Raw genomic sequence first — 14,626 nt, 5'->3', positions numbered from 1 at the left:
GCCGCCTCGAAGTCGGCGAATTTCGGGACGAGCGCCACCTCTTCCGCCCAGATTCGCTCGCGCTCCACGCCCTGCGCGAGCCGGGCCACGACCGGCACTCGCTCCGTACCCACCTCGACCCGTGACCCGGGGATTCGCCACGAGATTGTGGTACCAGACCGGATGCCGCGGACTGCCGCCGTGGGTTCCGAAGACGGCCCAGCCATCGCCGACCGGCTGGCAGAACAACGGGCTGATCCGCTCGCGACCGGTCTTGGCCCCGATGTGGCGTACCAGGATCAGCGGCATGCCTTGGTCGTCGAAACCGGGGCGGGACGGGGCGGCCCGCGGCGAATTCCTCTTCGCTGCTCCAGGGAACGTACCCGGCGTTCGCCCGGAACTCGGTGATGATCCGGTCGTTCCAGCTGGTCTTGGCCTCGTTCGCGGTGGGCGTGGACGGGTCGGTCATGACATCCCTTCACTATCCGGAGCACTTGCTCCTCAAACTAATGCAGAGCGGAGCGCATGCCCCGCACAAGAGGCAGGGTCACCACATGGCAGTGGCCGAACCCGAAAGCACCCGACGGCGCCGCGCGCCGCGCGCGGACGCGATCCGCAACCAGGAAGCGATCGTCGAGGCCGCCGCCAAGGTGCTGGCCGAACAGGGCACCGCGGTGGACGTGCGAGAGATCGCCCGCCTCAGCGGGGTCGGCATGGGCACCCTCTACCGGCACTTCCCGAAGAAGGAAGATCTCGTCAAGACCGTCCTGCGCCAGGACTTCACGAGATGGGCGGAATCCGCACGACTGGCCGCGATCGACGCCGAGGACCCCTGGGCGGCACTGACCGACTTCTACCGGCAGGCTCTCACCGGCTACGCACGTCATCGCGCGATCGTCGAGAACTTCGCGCTGACCTGGTCAGACCCCGATCTGGAGGGCATCCAGCAGCTTCGCCTCGTCATCGAGCGGCTGTGCGATGGCGCCAAGGGCATCCTGCGCCCCGGCGTGACCACCGACGACCTGCTGCTCCTGCTGGTCTCCTTGGGCCATGCGGTCCAGGTCACCGCCGACTGCCGTCCTCAGATGTGGCACCGGCTGCTGCACATCTCCCTCGACGGCCTGCGCGCCGACCACCGCGAGCCACTCCCCACTCATCAGTCGACCGGGACGTAGTCACCGCCGGCCCGAGCGGCGGCGAGATCGGCGTGCGCGGACGCGGCAGCCATGAAGCGCCCCTGGACGACGCGGACATAGGAACCGCCCAGCGGAAAGACGAGCACGAACTTCCGCCCGTTGTTTCCGCGCAGCATGACGCCCTTTCTCAGGTTGTCGAGGAATTCGATGATGTCGCGTTCGATCTCCTCCGCGAACTCGCGCTGCTCGTCCTGCGACAGGTCGTACGAATCGGTGTCGATGTCGTAGGTGGCGCGCTTGCCGGTCACGGGATCCATCGCCTCGAACGCCAACCCGAGCCAGCGCCGCGGCTCGACGTCCACGGTGGCGTGCCAAATCGAGCCAGTGAGCCGCCACCTCGACTCGATGACCTCTACCGCTTGAAGCTCACGAAGGAAGGCCAAGAGCCGGTGACCCGCTTCAGCCGTCATGACCAGGCTTGCCGCCGAGAATCAGGTTCCCGGCCAGTTCGGTGACCTGGTCACGAGTACGGCCGTCATGGTCGGCCGCCATGAAATGCTTGCCGATCAGGAGCGAGAACGCGAGCAGGCAACGGGCTTCGACCTCGTCGTCGTCGTCGAAGATTTCGCGCATGAGGGAACGCAGGTAGTCCATCCGCTGGTTGTCGACCCGCCTGAGCCGTTCCGCCACCGCCGGATCGCGCCGGGCCCAGTCCCTGATGGCGAGGTCGATCGGCAGCAGCCGCTCGCTGCTGAGCAGGCCCGCGCGCCGGATCTTCGCCCTGGCGTCGCCACCTTCACGTTCGACGGTCTCGAACAGCAGCTCGGTACTCCTCCGTTCCCAGGTGCCGAGCATTTCTTCGAGCAGCGCGCCACGGTCGGCGAAATGGCCGTAGAAACCGCCTTTGGTGACCCTCAGCGCTTTCGCGAGCGCCTCGACGCGGACCGAGTCGGGGCCTCCGGCGGCGAGGGCGAGCAGTCCGGCGTCGATCCAGGCGCTCGGCGGGGTCCGGGTTTCGGCGGGCATGTGATCACCGTATCCCCCGTCACCCCGGCACCACGACGACGATATATACGCTACCGTATAGATGGCGGAGTTCACTGGGAGGAAACAACGACATGACTGTCGGATTCGTGGCCACGCACTACCCGCACACCGACCATCACGACGCTTTCGTCTCGCGTGTCCAGCGAGTCGCCGACGTCTTGCGCTCCACTCCGGGCTGCCTCGCCGCCGAATGCTGGGTCACCACCGCCGGCGACGCCGTGGTGTCGATCGTGCGATGGGAATCCGAGGCGGCGCAGGCGGCTTCGATGCGGGCACTGGGATCCGCGGACGTGGACGTCGCCTTCGACGACCGCGAGGTCCGCCCGCGCGAGATCGTCCAGCTGGTCTTGGCATGAAACTCGCGAACACGGCCCACACCGGGCACTCCTGGCGGATCCACGAGATCGCCGGGGACTTCGATCTCGAAGACGTCTGGGCACTGGAAACGCCCGGCGGACCGGACGACTTCGCCAAGCTGGTGAAGCAGTTCTCTTCGGGCGATTTCCCGGACGGGGCACCGCTGATCGTCCGCGCACTCTGGTCACTGCGCTGGAAACTCGGCGCACTGCTCCGGCTCGACGGCCGCGACTCCGGTCTCGACACCCGGGTCGGGTCGCTGCGGGACCGGCTGCCCGAAGACCTGCGCGACACACCGACAGGGCCGGACGAGGACTGGCTGCCGTTCACGCCGCTGTACCGGCTCGACGACGAATTCGCCGCCGAGATGGCGAACCGGACCATGCACGGCGTCCTGCATCTCGCGTGGATCGAGGACGGGCCCGGCCGGTATCGCGGTCAGATGGCGGTACTGGTCAAACCCAACGGCCGGTTCGGCCGGGCGTACATGGGGTTCATCAAGCCGTTCCGGTACCTGTTCGTCTATCCGGCGCTCATGCGGATGATCGCGCGGGAGTGGAAGCGCGGTTCCTGAACCCGGCCTCGTGAGTGGCGTTTCGGGCTTTCGAGGGGTTGGGCAAGCGTGGCGTGCCGTTGAGGTGTGCGCCGAATGTGGCATTGAGGACGCTGGGTGTCCCCAATGCCGCATCGGGGGCACCTGGGGTTCGGTTACTCGACGTCGTGTCTTGAAGGGGCCCTTCATCAGCCCGGCACGCCTGCCATACCCCTCAACAGAACCGCCGCGACCACTCACGAGGCACGAACTCGGCGACTGCTCCGAACCAGCGTCATGTCCTTCTCGCGCACCGGTTCACGACAGTGCGCGCACACCGTCACCGGCGCGAGTTCCTCGCCGCACGCATGGCGCCACACCGTCGGCGGAGGCCCTTCCGTGACGTACTCGTCGCCCCAGGCCATAAGGTTCAGCAGCACATGATTGAGGGCGTGCCCGGCCTCGGTGAGCACGTACTCGTAGCGCGGCGGATGCTCCTCGTAGAGCCGTTTTTCGAGGATTCCCGCCTCGACGAGCTTGCGCAGCCGCGCGGTCAGGATGTCGCGGCTCGCGCCGGTGTTGCGGACGATCTGGTCGAACCGCCGTGCCCCGAAGAACACCTCGCGCAGCGCGAGCAGGCTCCAGCGCTCCCCGATCACCTCCATCGCGTTGGCGATCGAACAGTCTCTCGGTCCTTCGGTCATGCGACCAGCGTAAACCCAGTGAGTCTTGATTTCCAACCCACTCGATGCCACAGTGAGTTGGCAATCCCAACTCACCTGGAGGCAGCCGTGCACGACGCGGTCATCGTCGACGCCGTCCGTACCCCGATAGGCAAGGGCAAGCCCGGCGGAACCCTGCACGAGATCCATCCGGTCCAACTGCTCGCCCACACCTTGCGCGCGCTCGTGGACCGCAACGGAATCGACCCGGCGCTGATCGACGACGTCATCGGCGGCGCGGTCGACCAGGTCGGCGAGCAGGCCCAGAACGTCACGCGCTGGGCGACCCTCGCGGCCGGGCTGCCGGAAAGCGTGCCAGCCACGACGGTCGACAGGCAGTGCGGCAGCAGTCAGCAAGCCGTGCACTTCGCCGCGCAGGGCGTGATGGCCGGCGCGTACGACGTCGTCATCGCCTGCGGTGTCGAGTCCATGAGCCGCGTCCCGATGTGGTCGAACGTGCTGCCCGGCACCGATCCCCTCGGCCCCGGCGTCGCGGAGCGCTATCCGGAAGGCCTGGTACCGCAAGGGATCAGCGCCGAACTCATCGCCGCGAAGTGGTCGCTCAGCCGTGAGGCGATGGACGAGTTCGCCGTGTCCTCGCATCGGAAGGCGGCGCGGGCGCACGAGCTCGGACGGTTCGCGAGCCAGATCGTGCCGATCGAGACTCCATCCGGCCTGGTGTCCTTCGACGAGTCCGTCCGACCCCTCACCGATCTCGAAACACTCGCCAGGTTGCGGCCGGCGTTCCAGGACTCGGACGTGGCCACGCGGTTCCCGCAGATCGACTGGTCGGTGACCGCGGGCAACAGCAGCCCGATCAACGACGGCGCCTCCGCCGTGCTCATCACCTCCAGTGAGACCGCGGCCCGGCTGGGCCTGCGACCTCGCGCCCGCCTGCACAGTTTCGCCGTCACCGGGTCCGACCCGCTGCTCATGCTCACCGGCGTCATCCCGGCGACGGAGAAGGTGCTGCGGCGCGCGGGTCTGCGCCTGGCGGACATCGACCTGTTCGAGATCAACGAGGCGTTCGCCAGTGTCGTGCTGGCCTGGAAGCAGGAGACCGGGGCGGATCCCGCGAAGGTCAACGTCCACGGCGGCGCGATCGCGCTGGGCCATCCGCTCGGCGCGAGCGGGACCCGGCTGATGGGCACCCTGGTCAACGCGCTGCACCACCACGGCGCCCGGTACGGCCTGCAGGCGATGTGCGAAGGCGGCGGCCAGGCCAACGCGACCATCCTGGAAGCGTTGTGACCGGCGGGCTCCCCAGGAAACTGGCGGGGCATCCGTCGGTGGAGGCGGTGCTGGCCCGACAGCGTCAGAAGCCGTCACCGGTGATCGACGCCGCCTGGCTGAAGGAGATCTGCCTCGCCGCCGGCGCCGACGACGCGGCGGCCGTCCCGCTCGCCCACCCGGATCTGGCAGGCGAACGTGAGCACGTCCTGCGGGCCTTGCCCGGTACGAAGACCCTGGTCTCGCTCGTGGTGCGGATGAACCGCGACAACGTCCGCTCCCCCGCCCGGAGCGTGGCCAACCAGGAGTTCCATCGCAGCGGCGAGATCATCAACGAGGCCGGGCACACGATCGTCCGGACACTGCAGGACGCCGGATACCGGGCGATCAACCCGTCGGCGACGTTCCCGATGGAGATGGAGCACTATCCCGGCCGGATCTGGGTGGTCGCGCACAAGACGGTCGCCGTCGCGGCCGGGCTCGGCGCCATGGGGCTGCACCACAACGTGATCCACCCGAAGTTCGGCAACTTCGTGCTCTTGGCGACGTTGCTGGTCGACGCCGAGGTGTCCGACCACGGCGAAGCCCTCGACTACAACCCTTGCCTGGACTGCAAGCTGTGCGTCGCGGCCTGTCCGATCGGCGCGATCTCGAAGACCGGCGAGTTCGACTTCCTGGCCTGCTCCACGCACAACTACCGCGAGTTCATGAGCGGCTTCACCGACTGGGCGCAGACCGTGGCCGACAGCGAGGACGCCGCCGATTTCCGGTCCAGGGTGACCGATTCGGAGAACGTGTCGATGTGGCAGAGCCTCGCGTTCAAGCCGAACTACAAGGCCGCGTACTGCATGGCCGTCTGCCCGGCGGGCGAAGACGTGCTCGGGCCCTATCTCGACGACCGCCGAGGCTTCCTCGGAACCGTCGTGAAACCGTTGCAGGACAAGGTGGAGACGCTGTACGTGCGGGAGGGTTCGGCGGCGAAGGCCTACGCCGAACGCCGCTTCCCGCACAAGCCGGTGAAGGAGGTCGACGGCGGCTATCCGAAACGGTAAGGCCGGAAGCTACAGCGGTCCTGTCACATCTTCGCTCCCCCACGCGTCAGGGTTACGACTGATCGATGAAGGATGGGGACCGTGGACGAACACGACCGCCTGGCGCGGCGTTTCGAGGGACACCGGACGCACCTGAGGGCGGTGGCGTACCGGATGCTCGGGTCGCTGAGCGAGGCGGACGACGCCGTGCAGGAGGCCTGGCTGCGGCTGAGCCGGTCGGAGTCCGGCGAGGTGGACAACCTCGGCGGCTGGCTGACCACCGTCGTCGGCCGGATCTGCCTCGACATGCTGCGTTCGCGCAAGTCGCGGCAGGAGGACCCGGTCGGCGCGCAGCTCCCCGACCCGATCATCGGCCGTGAGGGCGGGATCGATCCGGAACACCAGGCACTGCTGGCGGATTCGGTCGGGCTGGCGCTCTTGGTCGTGCTCGACACGCTGGACCCCGCCGAACGGCTCGCGTTCGTGCTGCACGACATGTTCGCCTTGCCGTTCGACGAGATCGCGCCGATCGTGGGCCGGTCTTCCGCGGCGACCAGGCAGCTCGCCAGCCGCGCGCGCCGACGGCTGCAGGGCTCGCCGACGGTCCCGGACGCGGACCTGAGCCGTCAGCGGCGAGTCGTCGACGCGTTCTTCGCCGCCGCGCGAAGCGGGGACTTCGACGCGCTGGTGTCGGTGCTCGACCCGGACGTCATCCTCCGCGCCGAGGGCGGCGCGGCTCCGGCGGGCACCTCGCGTTTCGTGCGCGGGGCGGCCACGGTCGCGGGCCAGGCGCTCATGTTCCGCTCGGCGGGTGCCGGCGGAGTACCACGGCCCGCACTGGTCAACGGCGCGGCCGGGATGGTCATCACCAAGGACGGCGTCCCGGTGACGGTCTTCGCGTTCACCGTCGTGGACGGGAAGATCGCGGCGATCGACATCCTCGCCGACCCGGACCGCCTCGCCGCTCTCGACTTCGAGCCCCTCGGCTGAAGTGTCATGAGAGGGTCGTTCAGGACGTTTCTCGTCCTGAACGACACTTTCATGACACGCGCGCTGCCGGGATCAGGAGGTCGGGAACGAGTCCGCGGTGCGGATGCGGTCCCGGATCCAGACACCGGCGGGCTTCAGCGGAGCCGTGCCGGTGAAGGAGCTGCCCGAGCAGGTGCCCGGCTTGAACACCGCACCCGAACGGTTGTCGTCGGAGAAGTTCCAGTTGGTCCAGCTGATCTTCTTCGACGCCAGGAAGTCCAGATACTTCTGGGAGTTGGTGAAGTCGTTCCCGCCGTCACCGCTGGCGGTCTGGGTGCCGAACTCGGTCACGAACAGCGGGATCTTGCTCGCTGCCCGGGTCAGCGCGGTGAAGTACTCGGTCTTGTGCGACGCCGCGTAGAAGTGGAACGTGTACATGAAATTGGTGGCGCGCACCGGGTTGTTGATGACGTCGGTCTCGTCGCGGCCATCGGAGATGCCGAGCGAGCCCCAGCCGTGGGTGCCCACGAGCACGACGCCGTCGGAGTCCTGGGCGCGGATGACCGGGATCATCTGCTCCGCGTAGCCGCGGACGCGGTCCCAGCTGACGTTGTTGGGCTCGTTGGCGATGTCGTAGATGATGTTGGTCTTGTCCTTGTGCCGCTGGGCGATCTCGGTGAAGAACGTCTTGGCGCGGCTGAGGTTCGCGTTCGGGTCGCCGGGGGTGAGCTGGTGCCAGTCGACCAGGGCGTACATCCCGCGTTTGGTGGCTTCTTCGATGTAACCGTGCACCATGTCGGTGAACTTGCGCGGGTTGGTCTCGTAGCCCCCTTCCTGGATGTACATCGAGATCCGGAGGACGTCGGCCTTCCAGTCGTTTGCCAGCGCGTCGAGCGAAGCGGCCTTCACGCATTGGCTGTACCACTGGATTCCGTGGGTGCTCATGCCACGGAGCTGGATCGGCTTGCCGGCGGAGTTGCAGAGCTGGAGGCCGCAGACCTTCAGCTGTCCGTTGATCGCCGCCGGGCTGCCCGGCGGCAGCCCGGCGGCTGCCTGCGTTGCGGGTTCTGCCGCGGTCTCGGTCGCCATCGAGGTGCTCGCGGCGGCGACCGGGGCCAGCAGTCCGGCGGCCAGGGCGGCCGTCACCCGGAGACGGATCTTGTCCCAACGCATTCGGCTTCTCCTCTCGCGTCGACGGCACCGGGGCCGGTGCGCCGACGGTCAGGGCGGCGGGATTAAATAGGAAACTTTCCTTACTATTGGAAAGTAAAGGAGAGATTACCCACGGGATCGACGGACGGTCAAGACTTGACCACCGACTGTTTCGACGACCTCGGGCATGCTCGGAGCGTGACGACCATCGTGGCCTTCCACGCGCACCCCGACGACGAGGCGCTGCTGACCGGCGGGACCCTCGCCCGCGCCGCGGCGGACGGTCACCGGGTCGTCCTGGTGGTCGCCACCATCGGCCTGAAGGGCGCGGACGCCCCGCGCTGGGCCGAGCTCGAAACGAGCGCGAAGGTACTGGGCGTCGAGCGGGTCGTGCACCTCGGATACGCCGGGAGCGGTCACGGCGCGATCCTCTACCCGGACCCGCCGGGCTGGGTCCGCTTCGTCCGCGCGAGCACCGACGAAGCGGCCGCGCGGCTCGTCACGATCCTGCGCGAGGAGCAGGCGTCCGTACTGCTGAGCTACGACCGCAACGGCGGCTACGGTCACCGAGACCACGTCAAAGTGCACCAGGTCGGCAAGCGGGCGGCTGAGCTCGCCGGCGACGTCCGGCTGCTGGAAGCGACCATCCCCCGCGACACCGTCGCACGCCTGGTGCGGCTCGTGCGCCTGGCGCGGATCCCGTTCCGCTACGACGCCGACGTGCTTCTCCGCGCCTACAGCGCCCGGTCCGAGATCACGCACACCTTCGACATCCGGCGTTTCGCCCGCCAGAAGCAGGCCGCGATCGCCGCTCATTCCTCGCAGGTGAAAGGGAACGGCAGGCTCGCGCCGGTGATGCGCGTCGTGACCCGGCTTCCCGCGCCACTGTTCGGGCTAGCGTTCAACCGCGAGTGGTACATCGACGCGACACCGCCCGCCTCACGGTCCTGACCGGCGCGCGCGGGCGCGATACGCGGCGGCCTTCACCCGGTTCTGGCAGGCCAGGCCACAGAACCGCTTGATCTGCGCCTGGCTCGCGTCGACGTACACCTGATCGCAGCGCGGCGCCGCGCACAGCCCGACGCGATGCGGGATGTGGTCACCGAGCGCCGCGGCCACCGACACCGCCAGCCCGACCGCCCATTGCTGGACGAGATCGGCGTCGGGGCTGTGGAAATGCAGATGCCACGACTGTTCGCCGTGCCGGTGCAGGTACGGACGGGCCTGGCTGTCGGCGAGCATCCGGTTGAGCAGTCCGGCCGCCTCGTCGTGCTCACGCCGGGAAAGCGATTCGATGATCTCCCGAAGCCGCGACGCCACCGCCTGGAGGCGTTCCGCCGACAGGAGATCCACCTGACCGTCCGCCGGCGCGAGCGCCCCCGCGGCGGCGCGGACCAGGTCGTGGCCGCCGAGCGCGGGTTTCGCCCTGCCCTGGACATGCTCCCCGGTCAGGGCGTTGATCAGCGCGACCCCTGTTTCCAGGTGCATCGCGTGGTGCCCGTCGAGCCTGGCCCCGTCCAGCTCGTCAGCCATCCCGCCCCTCCCCCGACGTCACTGGTTCGCAGGACGCCAACGGTGACGTTACCAAAGGCACGCGACGCCGCAAGGGCGGTGAAGTCTTTTGGAGCAACGAATTCCCGCGAACGACGCAACTTCAGTCCACTGTGGACAGATGGGGCGGCTCACCACCGAGGCGGACCCGCGTCCACGATCTTCTGCGAAAGCTCCAGCGGGTCGTGATGCATCAGGGACTCCATCCACCACGTCATCCCGGCCTGCCCCAGCGCGGGCAGATCGACCTTGATCGGCTCCTCCCAGGCCGGACTCGCGTTCCCGGCGACCGCGACGTCGAAGGGGCGGCCCGGCTCCAGCCCGGCGAGACCGAGCGCTCGGTGGGTATCGGCGATTTCTTCGGCCGTCGGCGTGTGGCCCTCCGGATTCGGGAAGATCCCGTCGCACAACGCCGCTCGCCGGACCACGCGCGGGTTGTCGGTGGAACTCGCCACCCAGATCGGGATCGGGAACGGTTCGGGCGGCGCCTCGGCGAGCGCGACCTGGTAGTGCGCCCCGTCGTGGTCGAACCGCCTGCCGGACCAGATCGCGCGGATGACGTCGAGGCCCTCGTCGAACATCGCCGACCGGGTCAGCAGGTCGGTCTGCTCACCGAACCGGCTGAAGTCGCCGGATTCGTCCGAGCCGAGCCCGGTGCCGAGGATCAGCCTCCCACCGGAGAGCCGGCTGACCGTCGACGCGTGCCGCGCGACCACCCACGGGCGGCGCCGCGCGGGCGGCGTGATCATCGGCCCGAACAGCAGTCCGCTGGTGGCGTGCGCGATGGCGCCGAGCGTCGTCCACGGATCCGCGATGGGCATCGTGTCCGCGACCACGTGGTCCCACAGGAAAAAGCCGTCCCAGCCCGCCGCCTCGGCGCGCACGGCGAGGTCGACGAGCACCCCGGGCTCGCCGAACGGGCCGAAAGGCGGCAGATAGACGGCATGGCGGACCGTGCTGCCGGTCAAGTCGATCATCTCCCCAACGTCATCGTCGAAGTCCCCGGACGGCCGCTTGTTTACGCCGTTCACCCACGTTAGCGTCCGGAAGATGGCGGACACCGGTGAACGATCGACGAAATGGCCGGAGCATCGGAGAAGATTACGCCGGGGACTCGGTTTCCTGGTCGCCGTCTCACTATGCGCGACACTTTCGGCTGTGAACGCGTCCGCATCGCAGGATGACGGCTGGTCCCGTGACTTCTACTGGGGCGTGGCGTCGTCGGGTTACCAGTCCGAGGGCAGTGCCCCGGACAGCAACTGGAAGCGGTTCGTCGACCGCTCCGCCGGCAAGGACGGCGTCGACGAGTACCGGGACTCCGTGGATTTCCGGCACCGCTACGCCGACGACATCCGCCTCGCGGCCGGGCTCGGCGTCAACACCTACCGCTTCGGCGTCGAGTGGGCTCGCGTCGAACCCTCGCCCGGCCGTTGGGACGAGACCGAGCTGGCCTTCTACGACGACGTGCTCCGCCAGGTCCGGGCCGCGGGCATGACCCCGATGATCACGCTCAACCACTGGGTCTACCCGGGCTGGGCGCTCGATCAGGGCGGCTGGGCCGAGGCACGGACCGCCGACGCGTGGCTGGAGTTCAGCCGGAAGATCGTCCAGCGCTATGCCGGCCAGGACGTCCTCTGGGTGACTTTCAACGAGCCGCTCATCTTCCTCCGGAACGAACAGAAGGTCGGCGCGCTGAGCGCCACGCGGTACTTCGCGGCGCAATCCAACGTCGTCCAGGCGCACAGGCGGGCCTACGACCTGATCCACGAGCTCGATCCGACCTCGAAGGTCACCAGCAACCAGGCCTACATCACCGGGGTCAACGGGATGGCCGACTGGTTCTTCCTCGACCAGGTCAAGGACAAGCTCGACTTCATCGGCATCGACTACTACTACGGCCTCAGCCTCGACAACTGGACGGTGTTCGCGGCCGCGACCGACAAGTTCTGGGACGTCAAGCTCCAGCCCGAAGGCATCTACTACGCGCTGCGCAGCTACCACAACCGGTTCCCGCGCCTGCCGCTCTACATCGTCGAGAACGGCATGGCGACCGACAACGGCAAACAGCGTGACGCGGACTACTCCCGCGGCGATCACGTCCGCGACACCGTGTACTGGCTCCAGCGGGCGAAGGCCGACGGGATGAACCTCATCGGCTACAACTACTGGAGCCTCACCGACAACTACGAATGGGGCAGCTACCGCGCCCGCTTCGGACTGTACACAGTGGACGCCCTCACCGACCCCGCGCTGACCCGGCGCCCCACGGACGCCGTCCCCGCCTACCGCGATCTGGTGGCGGAGGGTGGCGTGCCGCAGGGCTACCGGCTCAACCGCGGGCCCGGGACCTGTTCACTCGTGGACGGACTGAACAGCTGCCTCAATCCGGCCGAAGTGGACGGACCTCTCACGCCGCTGAAGTGACCAGTTCGAGCCGCCTCCCCTCGAACGTACGCCGCATCCGCCGGTCGTGGGTGACGCCCACGAGCGCGCCGGAGTACTCCGCGAGTGCCTGCTCCATCTCCTCCACGAGATCCGGGGCGAGGTGGTTGGTCGGCTCGTCGAGCAGCAGCAGGTCGGTCCTGGCCGTCACCAACCTGGCCAGTTCCAGCCTGCGACGCTGCCCGACGGACAGGTCCCGGACCGGCTTGCGCAGATCCGGCGCCCTGAACAAGCCCAGCGACAGCAACCGCTCGGCCGCCTCCTCTTCGTCATCGTCCCCGGCGAAGACGGCGAGGACGGTCCGGGCGTCGCCGCCGAGCCCGCCGTTCTGACGCAGGAACCCGATCCGGCCCGCCCGATCCGCCGAGCCTGTCGACGGCGCCAGCTCACCGGCGAGCACCCGCATCAGGGTCGTCTTGCCCGCCCCGTTGGGGCCGGTCACGAGCACCCGTTCGCCGGGGAGCACGCAGAGCGACGTCCGCGGGAGCCTGCCGTCCACCGACACGGCGTCCGCCTTGACCACGTACCGATCGGCTTCCGTCTCCCCGGCGGCGATCCGCGCGGTGAACCGGAGGGGCCGCGGCGGAGCCGGAACGGGGTCCGCTTCGAGCCGCTGAATCCGCTCGCGAGCCGACCTGATCCGGCTCTTCGCCCCGTGTGCCCGGGAGCGGGCGCGGAACGCCCCTGCCCCGCTGAAGGCCGCCGGGGCCTTGCGCGGGATCACCGAGAACCGGTCGATGTTGACGTCCGCCATCCTCTCGTAACGGGACTTCTCCAGCCGCCACTCCTCGTACTCGCGGACCCACCGGGCTCGCGCGGCCTCCTTCGCCGCGAGGTAGCCCATGTAGCCGTCGCCGTGCCGGTGCACGGTGCGGCGATCGGCGTCGACCTCGAGGATCGTGGTGGTGACCCGGCTGAGGAACATCCGGTCGTGGGTGATCGCTACAAGCCTGCCGCGATGCCCTCGGAGGCGGTTCTCCAGCCAGGCGACAGCTTCGTCGTCGAGGTCGTTGGTCGGCTCGTCCAGCAACAGCAGTTCCGGCGACGCGGCCAGGGTGGCCGCGAGCGCCAGCCGGGATCGCTGCCCACCGGACAGTGTGCCCAGCGCGCGGCCGCGATCGAGGCCCGGCTGCCCGAGCCCGTGCAAGGCCACCTCCACCCTGGCGTCTGCCTCATAGCCGCCGCGAGCTTCGTAGGCGGTCATGAGGTCGCCGTAGACGACCATGTCTTCGTCGGTCTCCAGCGACGTCTCGGCCGCCCGCAACCGGGATTCCAGCTCCCGGATGTCGGCCAGCGCGAGGTCGATCGCGTCCCCGACCGTGGCGGTTTCCGGCAGCTCCACCGTCTGCGGGAGATACCCGACACCGCCGGGCGCGCTGACGGTCACCGCGCCGTTGTCCGCCTCGTCGCGGCCGGCGATCAGCCTCAGCAGGGTGGATTTGCCCGAGCCGTTGTCACCGATGACTCCCGCCTTCTCCCCCGGTTTGACGGTGAAGCAGACCTGGTCGAGCACGACATGGTCGTCGAAACGTTTGGTGACACCGGAGAGCACGAGTTGTGTTCCGGGATTTCGTTGCGGGGTGCGCACAGGGGCGTCCTCCTGAATTCTCGCAAGGAAGAAGAACATGCGGAAGGACGCGGCCCGGCGGAGCGAAGGCTCTACGCCAGGGCCGCGTCGAAGGCGAGAATCACAGGTAGAACAAAATCCCCATGGCGAAGACGGTAGCGGGAGAACGCGGGCGGGTAAAACGAATAAAAGGTTGTGTACGGGTTCACAGAGTGGGCTGTGTCCCCATACCGCGACAGCGGCGCCCCGGTGACCGAGAATCGACAGTGGAGGTTTTCGCGGTCTGAGGGAATGGGGTTCCTCGTGCACGGGTCCAGCGGTCCGATCGCCCGGTTCCGGCGACGGCTCTTCCCGGGTCACAACTCACTGGCTCGCGGCTCGGACCGGTTCGAAGCCCTCGTCCTCAAACTCGTCATCCTCGCGGCGCTCCTCGCCGTCCCCGTCGCGGCCGCCGTCGGCTCGGCCAATCACGGCAGGCAGGTGGCCGCGGCCGCCACCGACGCGGCCGGACGTCAGGCCACCACCGCGTACCTGCTGAAGGCCGCGCCCATCCGCATCGTCGACAGCGAGAGCGTCGGGGTCGACGCCTCCGCCACCGAGGCGACCTGGACCGACTCACGCGGCGCCCGGCACACCGGCGGTGTCTTCGCGACACCCGGCAGTCCCGCCGGAGCGCCAGTGCCGATCTGGATCGACGCCCGCGGCGATCTCACCGCCGCCCCGAGGACCGCGTCGACGGCCGTCTTCGATTCCGTGCTCGTCGGCGTCTGGCTCTGGTTCGCGGTGATCGCCGCGCTCGTCCTGCTCCACCGGGTCGTCCGGCTGGTGCTGAACCGGCACCGGGCGGCCGCCTGGGAGCGCGCGTGGGCGGTCTACCCGCGGTCCGGTTCCTGGCCCTGATCCCGGGGGCG

16 protein-coding genes and 2 pseudogenes are annotated in these 14,626 nt (G+C 68.6%); 9 read left to right on the top strand and 9 right to left on the bottom strand.

Annotated elements, in window-relative coordinates; translation table 11 throughout:
* Positions 1 to 26 precede the first annotated feature (26 nt).
* Positions 27 to 206, bottom strand: a pseudogene (locus tag ACFOSH_RS18955) (hypothetical protein); the annotation flags it as partial.
* Positions 181 to 288, bottom strand: a pseudogene (locus ACFOSH_RS18950) (nitroreductase family deazaflavin-dependent oxidoreductase); the annotation flags it as partial. The pseudogenes ACFOSH_RS18950 and ACFOSH_RS18955, both read right to left, overlap by 26 nt.
* Positions 289 to 533: 245 nt before the next feature.
* Here ACFOSH_RS18950 and ACFOSH_RS18945 point away from each other — a divergent pair.
* Positions 534 to 1,154, top strand: coding sequence for a TetR/AcrR family transcriptional regulator (locus ACFOSH_RS18945; protein ID WP_378240286.1), 621 nt, complete (start codon positions 534 to 536; stop codon positions 1,152 to 1,154).
* On the opposite strand, the gene ACFOSH_RS18940 is transcribed toward ACFOSH_RS18945, so the two are convergent.
* Entirely contained in the window at positions 1,136 to 1,585 is a 450-nt protein-coding gene (locus ACFOSH_RS18940; protein WP_378240285.1) for a hypothetical protein, read from the bottom strand. The genes ACFOSH_RS18945 and ACFOSH_RS18940 overlap by 19 nt on opposite strands.
* On the bottom strand, positions 1,575 to 2,141 hold the full coding sequence (locus ACFOSH_RS18935) for a TetR/AcrR family transcriptional regulator (RefSeq protein WP_378240284.1): 567 nt from the start codon (positions 2,139 to 2,141) through the stop codon (positions 1,575 to 1,577). The genes ACFOSH_RS18940 and ACFOSH_RS18935 overlap by 11 nt, the downstream gene beginning before the upstream one ends.
* 92 nt (positions 2,142 to 2,233) lie before the next feature.
* On the opposite strand from ACFOSH_RS18935, the gene ACFOSH_RS18930 reads away from it, so the two are divergent.
* The gene (locus ACFOSH_RS18930) at positions 2,234 to 2,518 is read left to right on the top strand and encodes an antibiotic biosynthesis monooxygenase family protein (RefSeq protein WP_378240283.1); all 285 of its coding nucleotides are present in this window, start codon (positions 2,234 to 2,236) and stop codon (positions 2,516 to 2,518) included.
* The gene (locus ACFOSH_RS18925) at positions 2,515 to 3,093 is read left to right on the top strand and encodes a DUF2867 domain-containing protein (protein ID WP_378240282.1); all 579 of its coding nucleotides are present in this window, start codon (positions 2,515 to 2,517) and stop codon (positions 3,091 to 3,093) included. Before ACFOSH_RS18930 ends, ACFOSH_RS18925 begins: the two co-directional genes overlap by 4 nt.
* Before the next feature lie 215 nt (positions 3,094 to 3,308).
* On the opposite strand, the gene ACFOSH_RS18920 is transcribed toward ACFOSH_RS18925, so the two are convergent.
* Positions 3,309 to 3,755 (bottom strand): winged helix-turn-helix transcriptional regulator, encoded by a 447-nt coding sequence (locus tag ACFOSH_RS18920; RefSeq protein WP_378240281.1) that lies wholly within the window; start codon positions 3,753 to 3,755, stop codon positions 3,309 to 3,311.
* Between the two features lie 87 nt (positions 3,756 to 3,842).
* Here ACFOSH_RS18920 and ACFOSH_RS18915 point away from each other — a divergent pair, with 87 nt between their 5' ends.
* The 3 genes from ACFOSH_RS18915 (at position 3,843) to sigJ (ending at position 7,024) form a co-directional block, all read left to right on the top strand.
* The gene (locus tag ACFOSH_RS18915) at positions 3,843 to 5,024 is read left to right on the top strand and encodes a thiolase family protein (protein WP_378240280.1); all 1,182 of its coding nucleotides are present in this window, start codon (positions 3,843 to 3,845) and stop codon (positions 5,022 to 5,024) included.
* Positions 5,021 to 6,055, top strand: coding sequence for a (4Fe-4S)-binding protein (locus ACFOSH_RS18910; protein WP_378240278.1), 1,035 nt, complete (start codon positions 5,021 to 5,023; stop codon positions 6,053 to 6,055). The genes ACFOSH_RS18915 and ACFOSH_RS18910 overlap by 4 nt, the downstream gene beginning before the upstream one ends.
* A gap of 81 nt (positions 6,056 to 6,136) precedes the next feature.
* Positions 6,137 to 7,024, top strand: a complete 888-nt coding sequence (gene sigJ, locus ACFOSH_RS18905) for an RNA polymerase sigma factor SigJ (protein ID WP_378240277.1) — start codon at positions 6,137 to 6,139, stop codon at positions 7,022 to 7,024.
* 72 nt (positions 7,025 to 7,096) lie between these two features.
* On the opposite strand, the gene ACFOSH_RS18900 is transcribed toward sigJ, so the two are convergent.
* The gene (locus ACFOSH_RS18900) at positions 7,097 to 8,176 is read right to left on the bottom strand and encodes a glycoside hydrolase family 5 protein (RefSeq protein ID WP_378240276.1); all 1,080 of its coding nucleotides are present in this window, start codon (positions 8,174 to 8,176) and stop codon (positions 7,097 to 7,099) included.
* Positions 8,177 to 8,353: 177 nt separating this feature from the next.
* Here ACFOSH_RS18900 and ACFOSH_RS18895 point away from each other — a divergent pair, with 177 nt between their 5' ends.
* Complete coding sequence (locus tag ACFOSH_RS18895; protein WP_378240275.1) at positions 8,354 to 9,106, top strand: PIG-L deacetylase family protein; 753 nt, start codon at positions 8,354 to 8,356, stop codon at positions 9,104 to 9,106.
* Here the strand turns inward: ACFOSH_RS18895 and ACFOSH_RS18890 are convergent.
* Together ACFOSH_RS18890 and ACFOSH_RS18885 are read right to left on the bottom strand one after the other, a co-directional pair.
* Complete coding sequence (locus tag ACFOSH_RS18890) at positions 9,095 to 9,688, bottom strand: CGNR zinc finger domain-containing protein (RefSeq protein WP_378240274.1); 594 nt, start codon at positions 9,686 to 9,688, stop codon at positions 9,095 to 9,097. The genes ACFOSH_RS18895 and ACFOSH_RS18890 overlap by 12 nt on opposite strands.
* Positions 9,689 to 9,837: 149 nt before the next feature.
* On the bottom strand, positions 9,838 to 10,683 hold the full coding sequence (locus ACFOSH_RS18885; protein WP_378240273.1) for an LLM class flavin-dependent oxidoreductase: 846 nt from the start codon (positions 10,681 to 10,683) through the stop codon (positions 9,838 to 9,840).
* Between the two features lie 181 nt (positions 10,684 to 10,864).
* Between ACFOSH_RS18885 and ACFOSH_RS18880 the strand changes: the two genes are divergently transcribed.
* Positions 10,865 to 12,130 carry a family 1 glycosylhydrolase gene (locus ACFOSH_RS18880; protein ID WP_378240272.1) on the top strand — a complete coding sequence of 422 codons (1,266 nt, stop codon included), beginning with the start codon at positions 10,865 to 10,867 and terminating at the stop codon, positions 12,128 to 12,130.
* Here the strand turns inward: ACFOSH_RS18880 and abc-f are convergent.
* The gene (gene abc-f, locus ACFOSH_RS18875) at positions 12,114 to 13,736 is read right to left on the bottom strand and encodes a ribosomal protection-like ABC-F family protein (RefSeq protein ID WP_378240271.1); all 1,623 of its coding nucleotides are present in this window, start codon (positions 13,734 to 13,736) and stop codon (positions 12,114 to 12,116) included. The genes ACFOSH_RS18880 and abc-f overlap by 17 nt on opposite strands.
* Before the next feature lie 282 nt (positions 13,737 to 14,018).
* Between abc-f and ACFOSH_RS18870 the strand changes: the two genes are divergently transcribed.
* On the top strand, positions 14,019 to 14,615 hold the full coding sequence (locus ACFOSH_RS18870; RefSeq protein ID WP_378240270.1) for an Rv1733c family protein: 597 nt from the start codon (positions 14,019 to 14,021) through the stop codon (positions 14,613 to 14,615).
* Positions 14,616 to 14,626: the final 11 nt, after the last annotated feature.

The sequence above is a fragment of the Amycolatopsis speibonae genome (assembly GCF_042647925.1).
GTDB classification, from domain to species: Bacteria; Actinomycetota; Actinomycetes; order Mycobacteriales; family Pseudonocardiaceae; genus Amycolatopsis; species Amycolatopsis speibonae.
This window is presented reverse-complemented; position numbering and strand designations above follow the sequence as displayed.

What these genes read in the sequence shown, in the direction of transcription:
- ACFOSH_RS18890 (WP_378240274.1), bottom strand. Translation starts at nt 9,688, where the DNA reads ATGGCTGACGAGCTGGACGGGGCCAGGCTCGACGGGCACCACGCGATG.
- ACFOSH_RS18885 (WP_378240273.1), bottom strand. Translation starts at nt 10,683, where the DNA reads ATGATCGACTTGACCGGCAGCACGGTCCGCCATGCCGTCTATCTGCCG.
- ACFOSH_RS18940 (WP_378240285.1), bottom strand. Translation starts at nt 1,585, where the DNA reads ATGACGGCTGAAGCGGGTCACCGGCTCTTGGCCTTCCTTCGTGAGCTT.
- ACFOSH_RS18945 (WP_378240286.1), top strand. Translation starts at nt 534, where the DNA reads ATGGCAGTGGCCGAACCCGAAAGCACCCGACGGCGCCGCGCGCCGCGC.
- ACFOSH_RS18900 (WP_378240276.1), bottom strand. Translation starts at nt 8,176, where the DNA reads ATGCGTTGGGACAAGATCCGTCTCCGGGTGACGGCCGCCCTGGCCGCC.
- ACFOSH_RS18925 (WP_378240282.1), top strand. Translation starts at nt 2,515, where the DNA reads ATGAAACTCGCGAACACGGCCCACACCGGGCACTCCTGGCGGATCCAC.
- ACFOSH_RS18920 (WP_378240281.1), bottom strand. Translation starts at nt 3,755, where the DNA reads ATGACCGAAGGACCGAGAGACTGTTCGATCGCCAACGCGATGGAGGTG.
- ACFOSH_RS18930 (WP_378240283.1), top strand. Translation starts at nt 2,234, where the DNA reads ATGACTGTCGGATTCGTGGCCACGCACTACCCGCACACCGACCATCAC.
- ACFOSH_RS18935 (WP_378240284.1), bottom strand. Translation starts at nt 2,141, where the DNA reads ATGCCCGCCGAAACCCGGACCCCGCCGAGCGCCTGGATCGACGCCGGA.